The organism is Paenibacillus sp. AGC31 (genome assembly GCF_057334655.1).
Genome location: NZ_JBHFJH010000039.1, coordinates 91,857 through 115,566, shown reverse-complemented (window position 1 = coordinate 115,566; position 23,710 = coordinate 91,857). Strand labels below are relative to the sequence as shown.

Below are 23,710 nucleotides of genomic sequence, written 5' to 3'. Positions count from 1 at the left end.
AGTGGGGGGATCTTTTCGTGAAGGGATCAAGCGTAAATCTGCGACGCAGGTTGCTATGGAGTTTAATGATTTTAGTTTTGTTATTTTCGGCCCTGATGATCAGGCTTGCTTATGTACAGCTCGGGGAAGGCCCTGAATTGTCAGCAAAAGCAGAAGAATCCTGGCGGCGTAATATTCCTTACTCAGCTAAGCGAGGGGAGATCCTGGATCGAAATGGAACCTCTCTGGCCTATAATGTGACAACACCAACCATTATGGCCATTCCGGCTCAGGTTAAAGAAGCTGAAACGACGGCTAAAGCACTGGCCCCATTGCTTGGGATGACGGAAGAAAAAGTGCTCGCAACCATCAAGAAACGAGAACTCATTGTACGACTACAACCCGGCGGCCGCAAAATTACGATGGAGAAAGCTCAGCGCATCCGTGATTTGAAGCTTCCGGGTATCGTTGTTGCTGAAGACAATAAACGTTTTTATCCTTATGATGATTTGGCTGCCCATATTCTTGGTTTTACGGGCATTGATAATCAGGGCTTAACGGGTGTCGAGAAGAAATATGATGATAAGCTGAATGGTTTGAATGGCAGTGTGTCCTACTTGTCCGATGCGGCCGGAAGGCTAATGCCGGGCTCATCCGAGAAGTATGTGGAACCGAAGGACGGCCTTAACCTCAAGCTGACCATTGATAAATCCATTCAGTCCATCATGGAGAGAGAACTGGATCAGGCCATGGTGAAGTTCCAGGCGAACTCAGCATTGGCCATAGCGATGAATCCGAAAACGGGTGAAATTTTGGGGATGTCCAGCAGACCGGGATACGAACCTGCCGATTATCAGCAATATCCCGCGGAGATATACAATCGCAATTTACCGATCTGGATGACGTACGAACCGGGTTCTACGTTCAAGATTATTACCTTGGCAGCAGCGCTTGAAGAGAAAAAGGTCAATCTGCAACAGGATCAATTTTTTGATCCCGGATACGTTGAGGTGGGTGGAGCTCGTCTGCGTTGCTGGAAAAAGGGCGGCCACGGAAGTCAGACCTTTTTGCAAGTGGTGGAGAACTCATGCAACCCGGGATTTGTAGCTCTGGGGCAGAGGCTGGGCAAAGAATCGCTCTTCTCCTATATTAAAGACTTTGGCTTCGGTACCAAAACGGGAATTGACCTCAGTGGAGAAGCCAGTGGAATTCTATTCAAACTGTCGAGAGTAGGACCTGTCGAACTTGCAACAACTGCTTTTGGTCAAGGTGTATCGGTTACGCCTATTCAGCAAGTAGCAGCTGTGTCAGCGGCCATCAATGGGGGTAAACTTTACAAGCCATATGTTACGAAAGCGTGGGTTCATCCGGTAACGGGAGAAGTCATGGAAGAGGCCAAGCCGGAACTGGTTCGTCAGGTGATCTCGGAGAATACATCCAAACAAGTACGTGAAGCACTCGAGAGTGTTGTTGCAAAAGGTACCGGGCGTCCAGCATTCATTGATGGATACCGGGTCGGTGGCAAAACAGGTACAGCCCAGAAGGTTATCAACGGACGTTATTCCTCGACCGAGCATATCGTATCCTTTATCGGATTTGCACCAGCAGATGATCCACAGATTGTGGTCTATACCGCAGTTGATAACCCCAAAGGAATTCAGTTCGGAGGTGTGGTTGCCGCCCCGATTGTGCAGAACATCCTTGAAGATGCTTTGCACTATATGAATGTCCCTGTTCGGAAGGATCAGGTCGCCAAAGAATACAAGTATGGTGAAACCAAAATCGTGACAGTCCCAGACTTGACAGGAGCTACTGTTGAAGATCTGTACGAGGACCTGAACATGAATTTTATGCTGGCGAAGTCTGGCAGTGGTAAATACGTAATTAATCAGGCACCTAAACCTGGGGCGAGGGTAGAACAGGGATCAACCATCCGCATTTATATGGGGAATGTACTGAACGATGCACATGATCACACAAAGGATGAATAACAGGGCTTAGGGGTAGTTTGAGGCTTCTAGCGCAACAAAATTCATCCAAGTGCGTTTCATTATAGGGTTGTATTGACGATATTAATAAATACAGACATATGTTAAAACAGAAGTATAATTGGAAAAGTGAGGTTATTCATGTGCTTTTAAAACAATTTGCATCGATGCTGACCACCGCCCGCCTCGTGGGCGAATCAAATACAGAATGCCAAAACCTTCAGACAGATTCCCGGCAGGTAAAACCGGGTGATCTGTTTATCTGTCTTCCGGGACATACAGTAGATGGTCATGATTATGCAGAAAAAGCTGTAAATGCCGGTGCAGTTGCATTAGTGGTTGAACGGCAGCTGGATCTGCCTGTACCACAATTGCTGGTGAAGGATAGCCGATTTGCGATGGCTGTTTTGGCAGATTTCTTTTTTGACTCGCCAAGCCAGAAGATGAATATGATTGGTGTAACGGGAACGAACGGAAAAACAACGACCACCTATTTGATTGAAAAAATCATGAGTGATTACGGACGCAATACGGGATTGATCGGTACTATTCAAATGCGGTATGACGGTCGCACCTACCCGATGTCAGGAACAACACCAGAGGCGCTTGATCTGCAGCGTAGTCTGCATGATATGGTTCAGAAGGGTACGGACTGCTGTGTTATGGAAGTTTCTTCTCACGCATTGGAACAAGGGCGAGTAAAGGGAACAAATTTCCGTACAGCGGTATTTACTAACCTGACGCAGGATCATTTGGACTACCACCATTCCATGGAGGAATATCGCGGGGCCAAAGGATTGTTCTTTGCACGTCTGGGTAACGGTTATACGGAAGATGTCTCACAGCGTAAATTCGCTGTTATCAATGCAGATGATCCGGCTGCGGCTTATTTCATCTCTGTGACTGCGGCTGAAGTAATTACATATGGCATGGGTGAAAAGGCGGATGTACGCGCATCCCAAATCTCAATCACGTCTCAGGGAACTGCTTTCCACGTGGATACATTTGCAGGCAGCGCGGATATTCGCTTGCGCATGGTAGGCAAATTCAATGTGTACAATGCAATGGCAGCAATCTCTGCAGCGCTGGTGGAAGGTATTCCGTTGGAAGAGATCAAGCGCAGTCTGGAGACGGTTCCAGGCGTGGATGGACGTGTTGAAGGAGTGGACGAAGGACAGCCATTTGCTGTTATTGTCGATTATGCCCATACACCGGATGGACTGGAGAATGTGTTGCGGACGGTGAAAGAATTTGCCGAAGGGCGTGTAATTTGCGTGTTTGGCTGTGGTGGTGACAGGGACCGTACCAAACGTCCTCTCATGGGGAAAATTGCTGCGAATTATAGTGATTTTGTACTGGTTACTTCCGATAATCCGCGGACAGAAGATCCGGATCTGATTCTCAAAGACATTGAACAGGGCCTGATTGAAGAATCCGTTCCTGCTGAACGTTATATGATGATTGTGGATCGACGCCAGGCGATTCATGAAGCTATTGAAATGGCAAGCCCAGCCGATGTAGTATTGATTGCGGGCAAGGGTCACGAGACCTATCAGATTATCGGCACAACCAAAACCGATTTTGATGACCGAATCATAGCCAAAGAAGCGATAAGGGGCAAATCCAATTGATAAAAAGAACATTGGCACAATTGGCCGAGATGTGTGGAGGAACATTAAGTGACGTTGCCGCTCATGGCAATGTAATGGTTGAAGGGGTGTTTACCGATTCGCGTAAACCTCTGGAAGGCAGTTTGTTTATCCCGCTAGTGGGTGAAAGGTTTGACGGACACGAATTTGTGCAAGCCTGTTTAGAGAAGGGGGCTGCAGGGGCGATCTGGCAAAAGGATCATGGTATTCCGCCACAAGGAGCTGTCATTGTTGTTGACGACACACTTGTCGCACTGCAAGCACTCGCATCTGCTTATCTAACGGAGAATAAAGCGGCTGTAGTCGGCATTACAGGCAGCAACGGCAAGACAACAACAAAGGACATCGTTGATGCCATTCTCTCAACGACGTTCAAAGTGCATAAGACGCAAGGCAACTTCAATAATCACATTGGTTTACCACTGACTGTACTAAGCATGGACCCGGATACCGAGATTATCATTTTGGAGATGGGTATGAGTGGTCGCGGGGAAATTAACGATTTGTCCGTTATTGCGCAGCCTGATGTAGCGGTCATTACCAATATTGGTGAATCACATCTGCTTCAGCTGGGGTCCAGACTGGAGATTGCCAGAGCCAAAGCCGAGATTGCCGCGGGATTGAAGCCTGGCGGGTTACTGATCTACAACGGAGACGAGCCTTTAATTGCACAAGTCCTTGAAGAACCTGCAACGAAACAACCCGATGGATTGCAGCGGTTTACATTTGGTCTGCAAACCGATAATGATGACTATCCTACCGGACTTATGAATGCGCAGAACGGGGTAGTTTTCACCACCAAACAGTCTGGAGAACATGCATTTACGCTACCTCTGCTAGGAACGCATAATGTCGTTAACTGTCTGGCTGCTTTGGCAGTAGCCCGTCATTTCAAAGTGACGACGGAGCAGATTGCCGCGGGATTGTCTCGCTTGAAACTGACAGGCATGCGTATTGAGGTTACGCAAGGCGTTAGTGGTCTAACCCTGCTGAATGATGCATACAATGCAAGTCCAACCTCCATGAAGGCCGCAATCGATGTACTAGAAGGTCTGAAAGGATACCGCATGAAAGTGGCTGTGCTTGGTGATATGCTTGAACTCGGTCCCCAAGAGCAGGATCTGCATTACGGAATCGGAGAGTATATCACATCGGCCAAAATGGACATGGTGCTGGTATATGGTCCGCTATCAGCCAAGATTGCTGAAGGAGCAAGCAAGCATATGCCTACAGAGGCTGTGCATGCTTTTATAGATAAAGAAGAAATGACCCGTTATCTACTGGAGAAACTACATCCCAGAGACGTTGTCTTGTTCAAAGCCTCAAGAGGCATGAAGCTGGAAGACGTGGTCGAAGCACTACAAATAGCACCATTACAGAATCGAGTAGACTAGAGGGGTGAACCCATGGATTTTCAGGTATTACTGTTAACAATCGGCGTTTCATTTATTCTGGCGGTGATTGCCGCACCGCTCCTGATTCCGCTGTTACGCCGGATGAAATTCGGACAGCAAGTTAGGGAAGATGGGCCTCAGAGCCATTTGAAAAAAAGCGGAACACCTACAATGGGTGGAGTCGTCATTTTAGTTGCGTTCACATTGGCCTTTTTGAAATTTTCGGCAGTCAAGAATACAGACTTTTATGTCTTACTTGTGGCTACGCTGGGATTCGGGCTGATTGGCTTCCTAGATGATTACATCAAAATTGTGTTCAAACGTTCGCTGGGACTGACGGCCAGACAAAAAATGCTGGGCCAATTGTTCTTCAGTGCAGTGATGTGTTTCTTGCTGATCCAGAATGGACACAGCACAGCCATCTCTATTCCGGGAACGTCATTCTCGTTTGACTGGACCGGATGGTTCTATTATCCGTTTGTTGTATTCATGATGCTTGCCATTACCAATGCGGTTAACTTTACCGACGGTTTGGATGGTTTGCTATCAGGGGTAAGTGCGATTGCCTTTGGCGCGTTTGCCATTGTGGCGATGCAAGCCACGTCGATGCCGGCAGCAGTGTGTGCAGCAGCGATGATCGGAGCCGTACTCGGTTTTCTGGTATACAATGCACACCCGGCCAAAGTGTTTATGGGAGACACCGGTTCTCTCGGGATTGGCGGTGCGATTGGTGCGGTAGCCATTGTAACCAAAACAGAGCTTCTATTTGTCATCATTGGCGGTATTTTTGTTATCGAAATCCTGTCTGTCATCATTCAAGTGGTATCTTTCAAGACTCGTGGCAAGCGTGTATTCAAAATGAGCCCCATTCACCATCACTTTGAATTAAGTGGTTGGTCAGAATGGCGGGTTGTTATTACCTTTTGGGCGGTAGGCGCAATTTTGGCCGCTCTTGGACTTTATCTCAACAAGGGGTTGTAGATCATGAATCATCCTGAATCATATCGCGGACAACAAGTAGTCGTGCTCGGATTGGCCAAAAGCGGCGTACAGGTCGCCAAAGTGCTGGATCGCGCCGGAGCGAAGGTTACAGTAAATGACATAAAAGAGAGAGATCAATGTCCCGAAGCTTCCGAATTGGAGGCTTTGGGAATTTCTGTTGTATGCGGAGGACATCCGGATGATCTGATTCACAGTGGTGTGAAGCTGGTCGTTAAAAACCCGGGTATCCCATACCATGCAGCTCCTGTGCAGCAAGCTATGGCATTGGGCATTGAAGTGGTGACCGAAGTAGAGGTTGCTTATCATCTATGTGCTGCACCCATGATCGGGATTACGGGCTCCAACGGTAAAACAACAACCACCACGTGGGTGGGTAAAATGTTGGAGCATGCCGGCCTCAAACCGATTGTTGCCGGTAATATCGGAACACCTCTCTGTGAAGCGGCAGAGCAAGCTTCTCCAGATAACTGGATGGTTGTTGAGCTTAGCAGTTTCCAACTTAAAGGAACGGTTGATTTCCGTCCTCGGATTGCCAGCTTGCTTAACGTTGCAGAGACGCATCTGGACTATCACGGGAACATGGATGATTATGTGGCTTCCAAAGCCAAACTGTTCGCTAATCAGCATCCTGACGACGTAGCCATTCTGAATTGGGATGATGCGGTATGTCGTGGTCTGATTCCTTACATCAAAGGCAGATTGATCCCCTTCTCAGTGACAGAGAAATTGGATACAGGTGTGTATGCAGATCCTCCTTATGTGGATGGAGAAGAGGACGATGTGAAGCGTCAGGTAATCTACGCGGATGAAAACGGAGATCACCACATCATTATCGACGTTGAGGATATTGGCCTTCCTGGGCGATTTAATGTGGAAAATGCACTGGCTGCTGTGGCTATTGCTGTAGCGGCAGGAGCTGATCCTGCGGTGCTGGCTGCTCCGCTTGCAGACTTCAAGGGAGTTGAACACCGACTTGAATATGTTCTGGAGCATAATGGCTCTGCATACTACAACAACTCCAAAGCAACCAATTCGAAGGCTACGGTCATGGCCCTGAATTCGTTCAAGGAACCGGTCGTATTGATTGCCGGAGGGCTGGATCGCGGGTCAGATATGATGGAGTTGTTACCCTTGTTCCAGGAACGGGTAAAAGCTGTCGTTGCAATTGGTGAGACACGGACAAAAATTGCCAAGGTCGCGGAACTTGCCGGATTAAAGCAAATTAAGGTCGTCGATAATGAGGAGGACGCTGCCCGGACGTTAACCGTAGCTGTGCAGGAAGCATCGAAGCTTGCCACTGCCGGTGATGTCGTTTTGTTATCCCCGGCATGTGCAAGTTGGGACATGTTTGCTTCCTATGAAGAGCGGGGACGCATTTTTAAAGAGGCGGCGCATAACTTGTAAGTAGGGGGGTGGAAAAGCCCCTACTTCCATGCAAGGGGTGGCCTCCTGATGAAACAGACGCGACCGGCACCAGATATTTGGTTGCTGATTTGTATTTTGGCATTGCTTGCCATCGGCATTATTATGGTATATAGTGCGGGCTCGGTGCTTGCCTTTCATGACTATGGCGATTCATTTTATTTTGTAAAAAGACAGGCCCTGTTTGCGGTGCTTGGGCTTGTGGCCATGTTCGTAACTGCTAATGTAGACTACCGGGTGTGGAGGAAATATGCCAAGCCTATACTGATTGCCTGTTTTATTATGCTCATTGCGGTGCTCATTCCTGGAATTGGTGTGGTTCGCGGTGGCGCACGAAGTTGGCTGGGCATTGGTTCGTTCGGTATTCAGCCTTCAGAATTCATGAAGCTGGGCATGATTCTGTTTCTCGCTCACTGGCTGAGCAAGGAACCGGGTAAAATCAAAACCTTCACATCGGGGCTTCTGCCACCGCTGGGATTGATCGGGTTGGCTTTTGGGATTATTATGCTGCAACCTGATTTGGGGACTGGCACCGTGATGATGGGCGCATCGATGCTTATTATTTTCACAGCCGGAGCGCGAATGAAACATCTGAGCTTGCTTGCTCTTGGTGGCGTAGCGGGGTTTGCAGCTTTGATTGCAGCAGCACCCTATCGGTTGCAGCGTATCACAGCGTTTTTGGACCCGTGGTCCGATCCACTGGGTGCCGGATATCAGATCATTCAATCCTTATACGCGATTGGTCCTGGTGGACTGGCGGGATTGGGACTGGGTATGAGCCGGCAGAAGTACAGTTATGTACCAGAACCGCAAACGGACTTTATTTTTAGTATTTTGGCCGAAGAACTCGGCTTTATAGGTGGAATGATTGTATTATTGTTGTTTCTGGTGCTGGTGTGGAGAGGAATGCGTGTAGCCATGACCGTTCCGGATGCCTTCGGCAGTCTGCTTGGTGTTGGTATCGTAGGTATGGTCGCCGTACAGGTCATTATTAACATTGGTGTTGTCATTGGCATGATGCCTGTTACGGGCATTACATTGCCTCTGATCAGTTACGGTGGATCATCATTGACCCTCATGCTCACAGCACTGGGCATTTTAGTGAATTTATCCCGTTATGCGAGGTGACTATGCGATGCGAGTCGTTCTAAGCGGTGGCGGTACGGGTGGACATATCTATCCGGCCGTTGCCATAGCAAGACAATGCGAGGCGGAGAACCCGGACTCGACATTTCTATACATCGGAGGAACCAGAGGGCTTGAAAGCAAGCTGGTTCCCCAAGAAAATATTCCTTTTAAATCCATTGATATTACGGGATTTCGGCGGAAATTGTCCATCGACAACCTGAAAACGGTCATGCGTTTCATTCAAGGTGTACGCAAGTCCAAAAAAATGCTGAAGGAATTCAAACCGGATGTTGTGATTGGTACAGGTGGATATGTATGTGGACCTGTGGTATACGCAGCAACAAAACTGGGAATTCCGAGTATAATTCATGAACAGAACGCCATTCCTGGTCTGACGAACAAATTTTTGATGCGTTATGTGGACACGGTTGCCGTTAGCTTTGAAGGTTCTGAAAAATCGTTTTCCGGCGCAAAAAAGGTGATCTACACCGGTAATCCGCGAGCGACTACGGTAGCCCAGGCTAGCCGTGATCGTGGTTTTGCCACGTTAGGTGTACCGATGAACAGCCGTGTTGTTCTTGTGGTTGGTGGCAGTCGCGGGGCAAAAGCAATCAATCAGGCTATGGTGGACATGGCTCCAATGCTGGATCAACTGGACGATGTACATGTCGTTTACGTGACAGGGGATACCTATTTTGATGAAACGCGTGAAGCCATTCGCAGCTCATTGGGTACGATGCCAAACCACCTGCATGTCCTGCCTTACGTGCATAATATGCCTGAGGTGCTTGCCTGCACATCCTTGATTGTAAACCGCGCAGGTGCATCATTCCTTGCGGAGATTACATCCCTGGGAATTCCTTCGATCCTGATTCCGTCACCTAACGTGACTAATAATCATCAGGAAGCCAATGCACGCACGCTTGAAGGTGGAGGCGCATCACTCACGATGCTGGAGAAGGAGCTTACAGGCAAAGTCCTGTATGAAGCCATTGCCAAGATTATGAATGATGAATCGGGACGCAAACGAATGGCTGAAGCCTCCCGGAAACTGGGGAAACCCGATGCAGCTGAAGTGCTTGTTCATGAAATTCAGCGTCTTGCTGCACGCCGATAAAGTGTGTTTGTGGGCGATTGTCACACACAAGACGGGGCTGACATAAGATACCGTATAAATCGTGACCATCGTTCCATGGCGCCAGAGCACGGTCTGTAACAACAGAATATACCGTGTTCATCGGTTTTGAAGCAAAGGAGGAAGCAAACATGCATCAGTGGATATCGTTACTATCCCAGAATAATGTTGGCAGAGTTCTTGAAAACGAATCGCTAGCCAAATACACCACATGGAAGATCGGCGGTCCTGCGGATGCACTGGTCATTCCCGAGAATAAAGAGCAGATGATGAATCTCGTTCAATTGCTTCACACGTATCAGATTCCGTGGATGCAACTTGGACGGGGCTCAAACATGCTGGTGTCAGACAAAGGAATACGCGGTATTGTGGTGAAACCAGGCGAGGGCTTTGATTATGCCGAATTTCACGAAGGCGGTGTAACCGCCGGAGCGGCGCATTCTTTTGTTAAACTCAGTGTGGTTGCTGCCAAAAAGGAATGGACCGGTCTGGAATTCGGCAGCGGTATCCCCGGCACTGTTGGTGGAGCTGTGTACATGAATGCAGGCGCGCATGGATCGGATGTGTCACGGATATTCAAATTCGCTGAGATTGTACTGGAGACAGGGGAATTGGTACGTTACAGCAAGGAGGACATGGATTTTGCCTATCGCCACTCTGTTCTGCATGATCGGAGAGGCATTGTGCTGGAAGCAACATTTGAACTCCAGCATGGAGAGCGCAACGTCATTTCGGAAACGATGGCGGCTTACAAAGATCGCCGGCGCCGCACACAGCCACTGCAGATGGCATGTGCAGGTAGTGTATTCCGAAATCCACCGGGTGATCATGCAGCCCGCCTGATTGAAGCAGCAGGGCTGAAAGGAATGACCCAGGGAGGCGCACAGGTATCCACCATGCATGCCAATTTCATTGTTAATACAGGCCAAGCAACAGCAGAGGACGTTATCACCCTAATGCAGCAGATACAGAGCACTATATCATCTCAAAACGGTATTAACCTGGTACCGGAAGTCTTCGTAGTGGGTGAGCGGTAAACCCCGGAGGTGATACATTGGACAAATTGGTGATTGAAGGCGGGAAACCCCTCTCAGGATCCATACGCATCCATGGAGCAAAAAATGCCGCTTTACCGATTATGGCCGCAAGTTTGTTGGCAGATGGAGAAGTTACACTGCATAACGTTCCACACTTGCTGGACATTGAAGTGATGCTGTATATCCTGGAACGGCTTGGATGCACGTGTCGGCATGAACAGGGAACAGTGACGATTAATACCTCGTCTATCCGGTCATATGATGTGCCAGAAGATCTAATGAAGCAGATGCGCTCTTCCATTTTTTTGATGGGACCATTGCTGGCTAAGTTTGGGCAAGTGTCAGTGTATCAGCCAGGTGGTTGTGCCATTGGAGAACGCAAAATTGATCTTCACCTCCGGGGCCTGGAAGCGCTCGGAGCCTTGATTGAAGAGCAGGACCAACAGATTATCTGTCATGGGCACAATCTGGTGGGTACAGATATTCATCTGGATTTCCCGAGTGTGGGAGCAACCGAGAATATCATGATGGCAGCCGTTCTGGCTAAAGGCACGACAACCATTTGCAACGCGGCAAGAGAACCTGAAATCCAGGACCTGCAACACTTTTTGAATGCTATGGGTGCAAGCATTATTGGTGCAGGAACGGATACAATTACGATCAATGGCGTTGAGGAACTGAAGCCTTGTTCCTATGAGATTATACCGGATCGAATCGTTGCCGGAACCGTAATGATTGCAGCAGCAGCAACACGAGGCAATGTTACGCTTACACACTGCAATCCTGCTCATCTTACTTCACTTATACATGTATTGAAGCGCACTGGTGTTCAAATCACAGTCTGCAATGATATAATGACGGTGAGCTGTATGAGCCGTCCCAAATCAGTAGACCGTATTGTGACTTCTCCGTATCCTTCGTTTCCGACAGATTTGCAATCGCAAATCATGGTGCTGCTCAGTCTGGCAGACGGATTCAGTGTGATGAAGGAAACGGTATTCGAGGGCCGGTTCAAACATGTGGATGAACTGAATGTGATGGGGGCTGATATTTCAGTCGATCTGAACGCAGCATTTATCCGTGGTGTTCCCCGTCTGTACGGGGCTACAGTAGAAGCAACCGATCTTCGTGCAGGTGCAGCTCTGGTCATTGCTGGTCTGGCTGCTCAAGGCAAAACGGTTGTGGAGCAAGTGCATCATATTGACCGGGGCTACGATCAGATCGAGAAGTTATTCCAAAGTCTTGGAGCATCGGTTGAGCGTCAGTCGCCCGTTTCGAAACAGTTGGATTTTGCCAATTAACGTCCTTGGAGTCCCCTTCTTGAAGGGAGGGGACCTGAGGCTTTGTGGAGCGCTACTTATGCCTAAAAGTCAAATTCCGGTTCTGAAGAAGAATCGGCCAAAAGGAAACACAAGCCGCAAAATTGTAATTATTCTCTTATTATTATTTATTGTTTTGCTCGCTGTACTATTCTTTCGTTCTTCCATGAGTCGGATTTCGGCAATTGAAATTACGGGTAATGTATATACAGCAACTTCAGAACTGCTGGAGAAAAGCGGGCTGAAAGAAGGCGAACAATTTTTTGGGACAAGTACTGCCGAGGTTATTGAGCGTCTCAAGACCATCAAGGCGATTTCCACCGTTACCGTGGACAAGCAATTTCCGGGTATTATTCATATCAAGGTTCAGGAATATGCCACGGTTGCTTATGAGCTTGGTTCTGACGGTACGTTAAAAGCGATATTAGCCAGTGGGACAAGCTTGACGGTTCCGGCAACAATTGGCGTTGCTGTGGAGAAGCCCATATTGACCCAATGGAAGGCTGATGATCCACTCAAAGCCAAACTGAGCCAGACACTGGCTAAAATTCCAAATGAATTGACGACGGATATTTCGGAAATTATTCCGAACCCAACGCCTTCATTTCCGGATCAGATTCGGATGTATACCAAATCGCAGTTTGAAGTGATTACAACCGTCTCTCTTTTATCGGATAAAGTGGAGTATCTGAATCAGGTGATTGAGACCGAACGGCCTGGGAAAATCACCATGCTTGAGGCAGATACCTATGTCCCTTTCATCCCGGATGATCCCGAAGATGATGCTGAACCAGGAGCAACCCCCTGATCTTTGCCATTATGAGGCTGGACTGAATATGAAAGCCTAGGCAGGTCGGGGTTTGGCCCCGTCAGAGCAATGAAACTTGTTCTTTCTGAGATGAAGAAAAAATGATACACTTGAACTTATGGCACCTGAGTTGCCTCCTTCTTTTTTCTTCAAGGTTTTATGTCTGGCAACCAGATTTTGACACCCAAAAACATTGTAGAAAAAAGAGGGAAAGCCTGAAGTGTGTTGAATATGTTTTAAGAGTGTTTAAATTCGAACGTAATTTACTATTGGAGTCAGGAGGTGCCACAGACTTGAGCAACAATGACATCATTGTTAGTTTGGACATCGGTACATCCAAAATTCGCGCTATTATTGGGGAAATGAATAATGGAACCTTTAATATTATAGGAGTTGGATCTGCCGACTCGGAGGGAATTCGCAAAGGTGTAATCGTAGATATCGATCAGACGGTGCAGTCGATTCGCAACGCAGTGGATCATGCAGAACGTATGGTAGGTATTCAAATATCCGAAGTGTATGTTGGAATCTCGGGAAATCATATCGGACTGATGAGCAGTCACGGCGTCGTGGCTGTGTCTAACGAGGATCGTGAAATCGGAGAAGAAGACATGGAACGGGTGTTGAAAGCAGCCGAAGTCATTGCAGTTCCTCCGGAACGGGAAATTATTGATGTTGTCGCCAAGCAATATGTTGTAGATGGCTTGGAGGGCATACAGGATCCCCGTGGTATGATTGGTGTTCGTCTGGAAGTTGAAGCAACGATCATAACGGGTGCAAAAACCGCGATACATAATCTTTTGCGCTGCGTGGAAAAAGCGGGTCTGAAAGTAAGCGATCTGGTTCTCATGTCGCTTGGAGCGGGTCAACTGGCTTTGTCCAAAGATGAAAAAACGATGGGTTCAGTGCTTGTTGATATTGGAGCAGGTGCGACAACCATCGCCATTTTTGAAGAAGACAGTCTTGTTGCAACATCAACGTTGCCTATAGGTGGGGAATTCGTAACAAATGATATCGCCTATGGCTTACGCACGTTAACGGATCAGGCGGAGAAGGTGAAACTGAAATATGGCTGCGCCTGGTTGGATGATGCTGCTGCGGATGTGATGTTCAAAGTCACCCGAATTGGCAGTAATGTAGACAAGGAGTTTTCACAGGAGGATCTGGCAGCAATTATTGAACCTAGGGTTCAAGAAATATTCCAGATGATATCCCAAGAAGTGAAACGTCTTGGTTACAACGAGCTTCCTGGAGGTTATATACTAACGGGAGGTACGGTCTCTATGCCGGGGGTTCTGCAGGTCGCTCAGCATGAGCTTGCTGCTTCGGTACGAGTTGCAGTTCCGGATTATATTGGTGTGCGTGACCCTGGGTTTACAAGCGGAGTCGGCATATTGCACAGTGTAATTCGCAGTTTGCGCATTCGTCCCTCGATCAATAACGGCGGTGGAAACAACAACAACAATAATAACAACAAGAAACCGACCAACCGTCCGAAGCCAAATACGGCACAGGAATCGGAGCAAAAACCCGGTCTGTTCGAGCGGCTGAAGAATATGTTCAGCGAATTTATATAACAGGTTGGATCCATTTCATACATTCTTGAAGCCGTCTGAATGCGCCGGTACTAAAATAAACGCTTTCGTTCGTCGATATATGAAATTGATTCGGTTCAAATCAAAAATTGGACGGGCCATCCATGCACATTGAGGGGGAGATGGAATAATATGTTGGAATTTGATTTCGAGATGGAGAGCTTGGCTCAAATTAAAGTCATCGGTGTAGGCGGCGGCGGAAGCAATGCAGTCAACCGTATGATTGAAAATGGTGTACAAGGTGTTGAATTTATTACGGTGAATACGGATGCTCAGGCGTTACACCTGGCGAAATCCGAGCATAAATTGCAAATCGGTGATAAATTGACTCGTGGTCTTGGTGCTGGCGCCAACCCGGATGTAGGTAAAAAAGCAGCGGAAGAGTCCCGCGATCTGATCATGAACACGTTGAAAGGTGCAGACATGGTATTTGTTACAGCCGGTATGGGCGGTGGTACAGGTACAGGTGCGGCTCCGGTTATTGCCGAAATCGCTAAAGAGTGTGGTGCACTTACCGTTGGTGTCGTAACTCGTCCATTTACATTTGAAGGACGCAAGCGTTCCAGCCATGCAGAGCAAGGTATTGAAGCGCTCAAGGAAAAAGTCGACACACTGATCGTGATTCCTAATGATCGTTTGCTCGAAATCGTAGACAAAAAGACTCCTATGCTTGAAGCGTTCCGTCAAGCGGATAACGTACTTCGTCAAGCTGTACAAGGTATCTCTGATTTGATCGCTGTACCGGGTCTGATCAACCTTGACTTTGCTGACGTCAAAACGATTATGCACGAACGTGGTTCAGCCCTTATGGGGATTGGTGAATCAACTGGTGAGAATCGTGCCGCAGAAGCAGCACGCAAAGCCATTATGAGTCCTTTGCTGGAAACTTCTATTGAAGGTGCTCGCGGCGTAATCATGAATATTACGGGTGGCGTTAATCTGTCCCTGTATGAAGTGAACGAAGCGGCAGAGATCGTAACTTCTGCTTCCGACCCGGAAGTGAACATGATCTTTGGTGCCATCATTGACGAAGACCTGAAAGAGGAGATTAAGGTTACGGTTATTGCAACCGGTTTTGAAGATAAACCTGCTCCACCACCACCAGGACGTAAACCAGCTCCAGCAACAGCGGAGACGACGGATACACGTTCGCCGAACCTGCGTCCTTTCGGAAATCAGCCGAGCAATGATCAGCTGGACATTCCGACATTTTTACGCAATCGTTCACGCAATAATAACAACGATTAATACGCAAATCAATTTATTGGAAACCCGGTACTCCTTATGGAGCGACCGGGTTTTTTCTGTTTATTCAGATATCATAGCATACAGCAATGAACAAATTCTGAACAAAGGGCCTGAGCAATTCCGACAAAAAAAGTTGGAACCACACCCCCATGATTAGACAGACTTTGAACAGGGGGCTCCGTATACTTGTGAATATGCTCATGAATATCAGGATATCGGGTACCGGTATTTCGATATGTTGCGCGCAGGCAGGTGAAGACTTTGGTTGTTTATGTGGATCTAATTTTTTTGACAAACCTGTGTATTGACGGTGCACTCATCGGAATGACCGCCTGGATGCGCAAGACAAAGCTGGTTTGGTGGCGGTGGTTGCTGTCAGCCATTGTGGGCGCATTATACGTGGTCATGATGTTTGTACCGGAGTTTGATTTTATGTTCACCTTTTTGATCAAGTTCGGGTTCTCGCTGGTCATGCTTACGATTGCTTTTGGTTTTAAAGGTCTGCAGGCTTTTGCGAGGACGCTCGGTACCTTCTATGTGATTAATTTTGTCGCTGCCGGAGGTATTCTGGGTGTGCATTACATGCTTCAGAGCTCCGGTGAGTTGTTTAACGGCATCTGGTTTACGGCTTCTGGCGGTATGTCATTTGATCTGAAAATTGCTTTCTGGTTCACGTTTATCGTATTTTTTGCTGTTCTGTTTTTATTCAAAGCTGTGCAGAGCTCAAAACGGAAAACGGATCGTATGACGACCTATTTGGGTAAAGTTGAGGTCTGCATCGATGAGGTAGTCATTTCTTGTACAGGCCTTCTGGATACGGGCAATCAACTTACTGATCCCTTATCGCGCATGCCGGTCATGGTGATGGAAGTTTCGTTATGGCAAGACATGTTACCTGCTTCATGGAAGGGTAGACTCAAGGACGAGGCGCCGGACAACCTTATTCTGGAGCTTGATCAGGAAAGTTTTCAGTGGCAGGATCGACTGCGGCTAGTGCCTTATCGGGGCATTAACAAAGGGACTGCGTTTATGCTGGCAATGAAGCCGGACCGGGTGAAGGTGACGATGGAGGAAACATGTTATGAGACGACAAGGGTACTCATTGGGCTGGATGGAGGTGTTTTGTCGTCGGATGGGAAATACCAGGCCGTGATTCATCCTGAACTTGTGCAAGACGCTGCTTCTGCGCAGTCTACGGCTCTCTCTGCGGGAGCAACAGAAAAGCCGCTGAATGTGGTATAGGAGGAACGTACATGCTTGTGAAATGGAAACTGGTGGCGCAGCTGCAATATTACCGTCTGTTATTTTTATTGGGACTCAAAAGCGAAGAGATCTATTATATTGGGGGAAGTGAGGCACTTCCGCCGCCTTTGACAAGGGAAGAAGAAGAATTTTTACTGCAAAAATTGTCCTCGGGAGACTCGGCCATTCGCGCAATGCTTATTGAGCGCAATCTGCGTCTGGTGGTGTACATTGCACGAAAGTTTGAAAACACAGGAATCAATATTGAAGATTTGGTCTCCATTGGAGCCATCGGATTGATCAAGGCAGTTAATACATTTGACCCGGAAAAGAAAATCAAACTGGCAACCTATGCATCACGTTGTATCGAAAATGAAATTTTGATGTACCTGAGACGTAATAGTAAGATCCGAACTGAAGTTTCTTTTGATGAACCGCTCAACATTGATTGGGATGGAAATGAACTATTATTATCCGATGTATTGGGCACAGAAAACGATACAATCTATCGGAATATTGAAGAGCAGGTAGACCGGAAACTTTTGCACAAGGCACTGGAAAAATTAACGGAGCGCGAGCGAATGATTATGGAGCTTCGTTTTGGCCTGACGGATGGGGAAGAAAAGACACAAAAAGATGTAGCGGATCTCCTCGGAATCTCCCAATCCTACATCTCTCGACTCGAAAAAAGAATCATTAAAAGACTCCGCAAGGAGTTCAATAAAATGGTCTGAAATACATCTTTGGTCAGAATGGGTATTACTGGCAAGGGTGCCAAGTACGAATAAAAAAGCCTGCCCCGGAGATAATGTACATTAATGTTTCTCCTTGGGAGGTAAATCACGATGACCCGAAACAAAGTCGAGATTTGTGGCGTGGACACCGCAAAATTGCCTGTCCTCACCAACACTGAAATGCGGGAATTGTTTCATTCCCTTCAGCAACACCATGATCGCTCAGCAAGAGAGAAATTAGTGAATGGCAACCTGCGTCTGGTACTCAGTGTCATTCAGCGTTTTAACAATCGGGGGGAGTTTGTCGATGATCTGTTCCAGGTTGGTTGCATCGGCCTGATGAAAGCCATTGATAATTTTGATTTATCCCAGAATGTCAAATTTTCAACCTACGCGGTGCCGATGATTATCGGTGAAATCCGTCGATACCTGCGTGATAATAACCCAATTCGGGTATCTCGCTCCTTGAGGGACATTGCTTACAAAGCACTTCAGGTCCGTGACAGCCTGACGAATAAAAATTCCCGGGAACCGACGATATTTGAAATTGCGGAAGTACTGAATGTGCCGAAGGAAGATGTTGTTTTTGCATTGGACGCCATTCAGGACCCGGTCTCGCTCTTCGAACCGATTTATCATGATGGTGGAGATCCGATCTATGTTATGGATCAGATCAGCGATGACAGAAACAAGGATGTGTCATGGATCGAGGAAATTGCACTCCGTGAAGCGATGCATCGTCTTGGTCAGCGGGAAAAAATGATTCTGTCGATGCGGTTTTTCGAAGGGAAAACCCAGATGGAAGTGGCTGATGAAATTGGCATTTCCCAGGCTCAGGTATCACGTCTGGAGAAATCAGCGATACAGCAGATGCAAAAACATGTAAAGTCGTAACACGATGCAAGGGCAGAAGGACGATCAATCGGGGCAGTGTATACCGTTGGTCGTCTTTTTGTATTGGAACGTTGCCACTTTCGGTGAAAAACAGGACATTTTTCGCCCCTGAAACATATATTGTATAGAAGCGTGAAGAACGGGCAGAAGAGGAATAACAGGGGGCGGAAATGAATGAAAGTGAATACGAGCGAAGTAGCGGCACGAGGCATGAAAATCTCGGACTTTCAGACAAAGGATGTCATTAACATTACGGATGGTAAACGCCTCGGTCAGATCAGTGATTTGGAGTTGGATCTGAAGCAGGGACGAATTGAAGCGATTGTTGTGCCAGGGTACAGCCGTTTTATGGGTCTTTTTGGCGGGGGGACAGATCTGGTGATTCCTTGGAGAAATATCGTAAAAATTGGTTCAGATGTGATTTTGGTGAAGATGGATGAGGTGAAGGAAAATACGTATGATGAGCGTGATCGTGAAGCGCGCCTGTATGATGAACAGCAACATAACCGCACAGAGCGAGTGGAACGCATTGAACGGTCGGAACGTAATCAGCGTCGAACGATATAAATGAGACAGAATGTGGCTCATTTGGTACACTGGAAGTGGTGAGGTGAGATAATGGAACCCTTTGTATTAGATAAAGAATTACTTGAACGGACCAAGAACCCAAATTCAGATTTCGGTCCTGATCCGTTATTATTATATGTTGAGCCTTGGACACAGCAATTTGAACAGCTGTCAGTCGGGTTTACGACGAGACATGGTGGAGTTGGAAAAGTTCCGTATGCCACGCTCAATTGTGCTTATCATGTGGGGGATGACCCTGAAGTTGTACTTAACAACCGCAGGCTTGTAACCGAGAAGCTTGGTTTTGCAGCAGAAGCATGGACCTGTGGAGAGCAGGTGCATGGCAAACATGTAGCTGTAATTACCGTTGAAGATCGGAGCAGAGGATTACTTGATCGTCAATCTGCGTTGCAGGATACGGATGGATTGGTCACGAATGTGCCTGGTGTGCTGTTGACTTCTTTCTACGCAGACTGTGTTCCGCTTTATTTCTATGACCCTGTGCAGCAGGCGGTAGGTCTTGCTCATGCCGGCTGGAAAGGTACAGTCGCGGGTATTGCTGTATCCATGGTAGAGACGATGGAACGGGAGTATGGCAGCCGTAGGCAGGACATTCGAGCTGCAATCGGTCCGTCGATTGGGGATTGCTGTTATGAAGTGGATGAGGCGGTCATGCAGCATGTACGGGTTTGGTTTGATGATTCCCCGGTTAATGATGAATACAAGGATTCTGCTTCTAAACAAGCATATCGAGCCGTGAATAACGGTAAAACGATGTTAAACTTGAAAGAATGTAATCGACACATTATGATGAAAGCAGGAATAATGCCGGATCATATCGAATGTACAACATGGTGTACAAGTTGTCATCCCGAACTATTTTTCTCCTATCGGAAGGAAAATGGTGTTACAGGACGGATGGCGAGCTGGATTGGGCTGGAAGAGAGGTGACCCTCTGTGTCATTGGAGGAGCGTATACAACAGGTAAATCAGAAGATCGAGGATGCATGTCGGCGCAGTAACCGTCATCGTGATGATGTGAATGTGATTGCGGTCACGAAATATGTCTCACTTGAAACAACGGGATCGGTGCTGGATCATGGTCTTGAGCATATTGGAGAAAACCGGTGGCAGGATGCACAGGCCAAATGGGAAGCTTTTGGTCAGCAGGGTACCTGGCATTTTATCGGTCATTTGCAGACAAACAAGGTGAAAGACGTGATTGGCAAGTTTCGTTACATCCATTCACTGGATCGTTTGTCATTGGCGAAGGAGTTGGATAAAAAAGCAGCTTCACTTGGCATCCAAGTGGAAACGTTTTTGCAGGTGAATATTTCGGGTGAAGAGAGCAAGTATGGATTACAGCCTGAACAGGCAAGTTCTTTTTTGCGTGATATTCGTTCGTTCAACAATCTCAAGGTCGTCGGCCTGATGACCATGGCACCTCATGAGGAAGATCCGGAGCTGACGCGTCCCGTATTTCGTGGATTGCGTGAGCTGAGGGATCAATTGAATGGACAAGCCCTGACAGCAGAGCAATTGACTGATCTGTCGATGGGGATGTCCAATGATTTTGAAGTGGCCATTGAAGAAGGTGCAACCTGGGTACGGCTAGGATCGATTCTCGTAGGAAAAGAGGAGGGTTCACGATGGGCGTAATGAATAAATTTATGAATTTCCTCGGACTTCAGGAAGAGGAAGAGATTGTGGAACGTGAACGAATGGCTGCGCAGGAGGAAAATGAGGCTGAACATCAGGAAGCTGAAACCTCCAGTCTCGATAAACGTAGAAACCAAAGGGGGAATAATGTGGTGAGCATTCATTCCCAGAAAAATGTTAAAGTTGTCCTGTATGAACCGCGTTCTTATGACGAGGCTCAGGAAATTGCCGACCATCTGCGTTCGCATCGTACCGTTGTGGTGAACTTGCAACGTATTCGCCAGGACCAAGCGCTGCGCGTTATTGATTTTTTGAGTGGCACGGTATATGCACTGGGTGGCGGTATTTCGAAAATCGGCGGAAACATTTTTCTCTGTACGCCAGATACGGTTGAAATTCAGGGATCAATTACGGAAATACTGGCTGACAGCGAGCAAGATTATAACAGAATGAGGTGAGCCGTTTTTGGAGTCGTTAGTTAATATTTTGGGTTTTGCATATCAAATTTACTTTTACATGGTCATCGTCTACATATTGATGTCATGGCTTCCCAACGCACGGGAAAGCTTTATTGGTGAATGGCTGGGCAAATTAGTGGAACCATATCTAAGTCCGTTTCGCCGATTTATACCGCCTTTGTTCGGTGTGCTGGATATTTCCCCGATTGTGGCGCTGATTGTTCTGCAACTCGCGCTTAATGGGTTGATCTCCATACTTCGGTATTTTGCATATTAGAGGTTGTTCAAAAAGTCCGCTTTTGATTACGAAGGATGCCTAGTGGCATCGTCAGCATCGAATATGGAATTCAGCCGAAATAAGCGGGAGGCTTACGAAGTATGTTTCCTTCGGAAACATTGTAGTTGCTCACGTAGTTTTTTCTACGCTCCGCTACTCCATTTCTAGCTTTATCCCATCTTCTCGGTACTGAAAACCGGTCTTTTTGAACACGGACTATTAGGGTAGGGTGACATAGATGAGCGGTGAAATTTACGAACATTTTAGCCATGATGAGCGAGATTTTGTAGATAAGGCTTCGGATTGGGTTGAGAGGGCAGGTAAGTATCATGACATGAAGCTAACTGACTTCCTTGATCCAAGACAGGTTTTTATATTACAGACTCTTGCCAATCGCCGTAACGACGTTCAGATTCGTCTGGATGGTGGTTACGAAGCTGCTGAACGCAAGCGTGCGCTGGTTGCACCTGATTATATGTATCTGGATGATGAGGATATGGGTATGCAGGTGCTCAGTATTACGTCTGATGATCAGAAAATCTCGGAGCTGGAGCATGGGGACTATATGGGTTCCCTGCTCGGGCTTGGGATGAAACGTGGAAAGATCGGGGATATCCAAGTGCTGGAGGACGGTTGCCATACAGTGGTGGCGGCGGAAACCGGCGCTTTTTTATCGCTTCAACTGAATCAGGTGCATCGGTTACATGTGTTCACAGACTTACTTCCTTTGGATCAGATGCGGTGGTCAGAGAGTAAACTGGAGACGATGGACATTACGGTCGCTTCTCTTCGTTTGGATGGAATCTGCGCAGATGTGTATCGGCTTAGTCGCAGTAAAGTGCTGGTGCCGATCAAAGCTGGTCGCTGCCGTGTGAACTGGAAGGTTGAGGAAGATCCCTCCAAATCGCTAAAAGCGGGTGATGTCGTATCCATTCAGGGATTTGGCCGTTTCAAGGTTATGGAACAGGATGGGATGACTAAAAAAGGGCGCTGCCGAGTGAAAATCGGCAAATTTGCCTGAGTCTGTTGCAGGAAAATCCGCTTTCTTGTCGAAATGGTTATCATAAAGGTGTAGAAAATACGCGGTGTATCCGATATACATTAAGTCAAAGCTTTACATGAACGTTGGAGGATGCAATTGGATCCTGCATTCCGTATACGTTGCCAAGGTTAGGCATCAACGATACGGCCCCTTGGGTGGTACCCATATGCTGCAACCTTCTCTAAACGGGAAGGAACTTTTACAGGAGGTGGACAGCATGCCATTAACGCCGCTGGACATACACAACAAGGAATTTTCCCGACGTTTGCGCGGGTATGACGAGGATGAAGTCAATGAATTCCTGGATCAAGTCATCAAAGATTACGAAGGCGTCATTCGCGAGAACAAAGAGCTGAGCAATCAGTTGCTGTCCGTTCAGGAGAAACTGGATCATTTTTCTACAATTGAAGAGACACTTAGCAAAACGATCATCATTGCGCAGGAAGCTGCTGATGATGTGAAGGGTAATGCGAAGAAAGAAGCGCAGTTGATCGTGAAGGAAGCAGAGAAAAATGCAGACCGGATCGTGAACGAATCGCTGGGCAAATCGCGTAAAATTGCTTTGGAAGTGGAAGAACTTAAAAAGCAGGCATCGATTTATCGAGCCCGTTTCCGCACGCTTGTTGAAGCGCAGCTTGAACTGTTGACTCAGGATGGTTGGGAAGTGCTGGAGAGCCGGGAGCAGGAAGTGCGTGACCGTGAGCGGGAGATGAAAGAAATTTATTAGTCTGTCGCCTGGTTGACTTTTGTCTGCAAAGAGGCTATAACTATATTCATAATGAATAGTGATTCCATGACGGGTTCAGTACGTTATGATCTCATCCCTCAGAGAGTTGGTGGTTGGTGCAAACCAATGGATGAGTTATAGCCGAATATCTCCCCGGAGAAGTGACGCTGAAGCGGTGATTATGATTGCCGTGTGTAAGCCGAACCGTAAGCCGTACGTTATAACGGCACCCTGCAGTAGTTTAGCGGGGCATAAGCGCTGTTGATGACAGAGCATACCCAGGCTTGCCTGGATGTGGTTTGTGATGAACAGAATTAGGGTGGTAACGCGAGTATAGTCTCGTCCCTTTCCAGGGATGGGGCTTTTTTGTGTTCAAAAAAGGGCGAACGTCTATGAGGCCCGAAGG

The 23,710-nt window shown here is 47.4% G+C and carries 22 protein-coding genes and 1 other annotated feature; all 22 genes read left to right on the top strand.

Going from position 1 to position 23,710, the window contains the following annotated elements; genetic code table 11:
- Positions 1 to 17: 17 nt before the first annotated feature.
- The 22 genes from ACE04G_RS24590 (at position 18) to ACE04G_RS24485 (ending at position 23,304) form a co-directional block, all read left to right on the top strand.
- Positions 18 to 1,970, top strand: a complete 1,953-nt coding sequence (locus ACE04G_RS24590) for a stage V sporulation protein D (RefSeq protein ID WP_282320756.1) — start codon at positions 18 to 20, stop codon at positions 1,968 to 1,970.
- Between the two features lie 140 nt (positions 1,971 to 2,110).
- Complete coding sequence (locus tag ACE04G_RS24585) at positions 2,111 to 3,598, top strand: UDP-N-acetylmuramoyl-L-alanyl-D-glutamate--2,6-diaminopimelate ligase (protein WP_449004892.1); 1,488 nt, start codon at positions 2,111 to 2,113, stop codon at positions 3,596 to 3,598.
- Positions 3,598 to 5,010 (top strand): UDP-N-acetylmuramoyl-tripeptide--D-alanyl-D-alanine ligase, encoded by a 1,413-nt coding sequence (locus ACE04G_RS24580; protein WP_047844438.1) that lies wholly within the window; start codon positions 3,598 to 3,600, stop codon positions 5,008 to 5,010. The genes ACE04G_RS24585 and ACE04G_RS24580 overlap by 1 nt, the downstream gene beginning before the upstream one ends.
- A 12-nt stretch (positions 5,011 to 5,022) precedes the next feature.
- Positions 5,023 to 5,991, top strand: a complete 969-nt coding sequence (gene mraY, locus ACE04G_RS24575; protein ID WP_047843751.1) for a phospho-N-acetylmuramoyl-pentapeptide-transferase — start codon at positions 5,023 to 5,025, stop codon at positions 5,989 to 5,991.
- A 3-nt stretch (positions 5,992 to 5,994) separates the two neighbouring features.
- A complete protein-coding gene (murD, locus tag ACE04G_RS24570) occupies positions 5,995 to 7,416 on the top strand; it encodes a UDP-N-acetylmuramoyl-L-alanine--D-glutamate ligase (protein WP_449004878.1) in 1,422 nt (473 codons plus the stop codon).
- Positions 7,417 to 7,464: 48 nt separating this feature from the next.
- The gene (gene spoVE, locus ACE04G_RS24565; RefSeq protein ID WP_074095851.1) at positions 7,465 to 8,562 is read left to right on the top strand and encodes a stage V sporulation protein E; all 1,098 of its coding nucleotides are present in this window, start codon (positions 7,465 to 7,467) and stop codon (positions 8,560 to 8,562) included.
- A gap of 7 nt (positions 8,563 to 8,569) precedes the next feature.
- Entirely contained in the window at positions 8,570 to 9,679 is a 1,110-nt protein-coding gene (murG, locus tag ACE04G_RS24560; protein WP_076211539.1) for an undecaprenyldiphospho-muramoylpentapeptide beta-N-acetylglucosaminyltransferase, read from the top strand.
- Positions 9,680 to 9,828: 149 nt separating this feature from the next.
- A complete protein-coding gene (murB, locus tag ACE04G_RS24555; protein WP_221822038.1) occupies positions 9,829 to 10,734 on the top strand; it encodes a UDP-N-acetylmuramate dehydrogenase in 906 nt (301 codons plus the stop codon).
- 17 nt (positions 10,735 to 10,751) lie between these two features.
- Positions 10,752 to 12,035, top strand: a complete 1,284-nt coding sequence (gene murA / locus ACE04G_RS24550) for a UDP-N-acetylglucosamine 1-carboxyvinyltransferase (protein ID WP_221822039.1) — start codon at positions 10,752 to 10,754, stop codon at positions 12,033 to 12,035.
- Positions 12,036 to 12,093: 58 nt separating this feature from the next.
- Entirely contained in the window at positions 12,094 to 12,861 is a 768-nt protein-coding gene (locus tag ACE04G_RS24545) for a cell division protein FtsQ/DivIB (RefSeq protein WP_091014077.1), read from the top strand.
- Between the two features lie 293 nt (positions 12,862 to 13,154).
- Complete coding sequence (gene ftsA / locus ACE04G_RS24540; RefSeq protein ID WP_036614863.1) at positions 13,155 to 14,438, top strand: cell division protein FtsA; 1,284 nt, start codon at positions 13,155 to 13,157, stop codon at positions 14,436 to 14,438.
- A 150-nt stretch (positions 14,439 to 14,588) separates the two neighbouring features.
- A complete protein-coding gene (gene ftsZ, locus ACE04G_RS24535) occupies positions 14,589 to 15,704 on the top strand; it encodes a cell division protein FtsZ (RefSeq protein WP_017687306.1) in 1,116 nt (371 codons plus the stop codon).
- A 261-nt stretch (positions 15,705 to 15,965) separates the two neighbouring features.
- Entirely contained in the window at positions 15,966 to 16,946 is a 981-nt protein-coding gene (spoIIGA, locus tag ACE04G_RS24530; RefSeq protein WP_091014080.1) for a sigma-E processing peptidase SpoIIGA, read from the top strand.
- Between the two features lie 11 nt (positions 16,947 to 16,957).
- Positions 16,958 to 17,680 (top strand): RNA polymerase sporulation sigma factor SigE, encoded by a 723-nt coding sequence (gene sigE / locus ACE04G_RS24525; RefSeq protein ID WP_017687308.1) that lies wholly within the window; start codon positions 16,958 to 16,960, stop codon positions 17,678 to 17,680.
- A gap of 111 nt (positions 17,681 to 17,791) precedes the next feature.
- Entirely contained in the window at positions 17,792 to 18,574 is a 783-nt protein-coding gene (gene sigG, locus ACE04G_RS24520; protein ID WP_017687309.1) for an RNA polymerase sporulation sigma factor SigG, read from the top strand.
- 174 nt (positions 18,575 to 18,748) lie between these two features.
- Positions 18,749 to 19,141: a YlmC/YmxH family sporulation protein gene (locus ACE04G_RS24515; RefSeq protein WP_017687310.1), complete on the top strand. Its 393-nt coding sequence runs from the start codon at positions 18,749 to 18,751 to the stop codon at positions 19,139 to 19,141.
- A gap of 51 nt (positions 19,142 to 19,192) precedes the next feature.
- On the top strand, positions 19,193 to 20,092 hold the full coding sequence (pgeF, locus tag ACE04G_RS24510; RefSeq protein WP_339177967.1) for a peptidoglycan editing factor PgeF: 900 nt from the start codon (positions 19,193 to 19,195) through the stop codon (positions 20,090 to 20,092).
- Between the two features lie 6 nt (positions 20,093 to 20,098).
- On the top strand, positions 20,099 to 20,800 hold the full coding sequence (locus ACE04G_RS24505; protein WP_339177963.1) for a YggS family pyridoxal phosphate-dependent enzyme: 702 nt from the start codon (positions 20,099 to 20,101) through the stop codon (positions 20,798 to 20,800).
- Entirely contained in the window at positions 20,791 to 21,258 is a 468-nt protein-coding gene (locus ACE04G_RS24500) for a cell division protein SepF (protein ID WP_036614853.1), read from the top strand. Before ACE04G_RS24505 ends, ACE04G_RS24500 begins: the two co-directional genes overlap by 10 nt.
- A 7-nt stretch (positions 21,259 to 21,265) precedes the next feature.
- Complete coding sequence (locus ACE04G_RS24495) at positions 21,266 to 21,535, top strand: YggT family protein (protein WP_017687314.1); 270 nt, start codon at positions 21,266 to 21,268, stop codon at positions 21,533 to 21,535.
- 238 nt (positions 21,536 to 21,773) lie between these two features.
- Positions 21,774 to 22,556: a YlmH family RNA-binding protein gene (locus tag ACE04G_RS24490; protein WP_221822044.1), complete on the top strand. Its 783-nt coding sequence runs from the start codon at positions 21,774 to 21,776 to the stop codon at positions 22,554 to 22,556.
- A gap of 238 nt (positions 22,557 to 22,794) precedes the next feature.
- Complete coding sequence (locus ACE04G_RS24485; protein ID WP_017687316.1) at positions 22,795 to 23,304, top strand: DivIVA domain-containing protein; 510 nt, start codon at positions 22,795 to 22,797, stop codon at positions 23,302 to 23,304.
- 57 nt (positions 23,305 to 23,361) lie between these two features.
- Positions 23,362 to 23,654 (top strand) — a binding site (T-box leader).
- The last annotated feature ends 56 nt before the right edge of the window (positions 23,655 to 23,710 follow it).

What these genes read in the sequence shown, in the direction of transcription:
- mraY (WP_047843751.1), top strand. Translation starts at nt 5,023, where the DNA reads ATGGATTTTCAGGTATTACTGTTAACAATCGGCGTTTCATTTATTCTG.
- murD (WP_449004878.1), top strand. Translation starts at nt 5,995, where the DNA reads ATGAATCATCCTGAATCATATCGCGGACAACAAGTAGTCGTGCTCGGA.
- spoVE (WP_074095851.1), top strand. Translation starts at nt 7,465, where the DNA reads ATGAAACAGACGCGACCGGCACCAGATATTTGGTTGCTGATTTGTATT.
- murG (WP_076211539.1), top strand. Translation starts at nt 8,570, where the DNA reads ATGCGAGTCGTTCTAAGCGGTGGCGGTACGGGTGGACATATCTATCCG.
- murB (WP_221822038.1), top strand. Translation starts at nt 9,829, where the DNA reads ATGCATCAGTGGATATCGTTACTATCCCAGAATAATGTTGGCAGAGTT.
- ACE04G_RS24545 (WP_091014077.1), top strand. Translation starts at nt 12,094, where the DNA reads ATGCCTAAAAGTCAAATTCCGGTTCTGAAGAAGAATCGGCCAAAAGGA.
- ftsZ (WP_017687306.1), top strand. Translation starts at nt 14,589, where the DNA reads ATGTTGGAATTTGATTTCGAGATGGAGAGCTTGGCTCAAATTAAAGTC.
- sigE (WP_017687308.1), top strand. Translation starts at nt 16,958, where the DNA reads ATGCTTGTGAAATGGAAACTGGTGGCGCAGCTGCAATATTACCGTCTG.
- sigG (WP_017687309.1), top strand. Translation starts at nt 17,792, where the DNA reads ATGACCCGAAACAAAGTCGAGATTTGTGGCGTGGACACCGCAAAATTG.
- ACE04G_RS24515 (WP_017687310.1), top strand. Translation starts at nt 18,749, where the DNA reads ATGAAAGTGAATACGAGCGAAGTAGCGGCACGAGGCATGAAAATCTCG.
- pgeF (WP_339177967.1), top strand. Translation starts at nt 19,193, where the DNA reads ATGGAACCCTTTGTATTAGATAAAGAATTACTTGAACGGACCAAGAAC.
- ACE04G_RS24500 (WP_036614853.1), top strand. Translation starts at nt 20,791, where the DNA reads ATGGGCGTAATGAATAAATTTATGAATTTCCTCGGACTTCAGGAAGAG.
- ACE04G_RS24490 (WP_221822044.1), top strand. Translation starts at nt 21,774, where the DNA reads ATGAGCGGTGAAATTTACGAACATTTTAGCCATGATGAGCGAGATTTT.
- ACE04G_RS24485 (WP_017687316.1), top strand. Translation starts at nt 22,795, where the DNA reads ATGCCATTAACGCCGCTGGACATACACAACAAGGAATTTTCCCGACGT.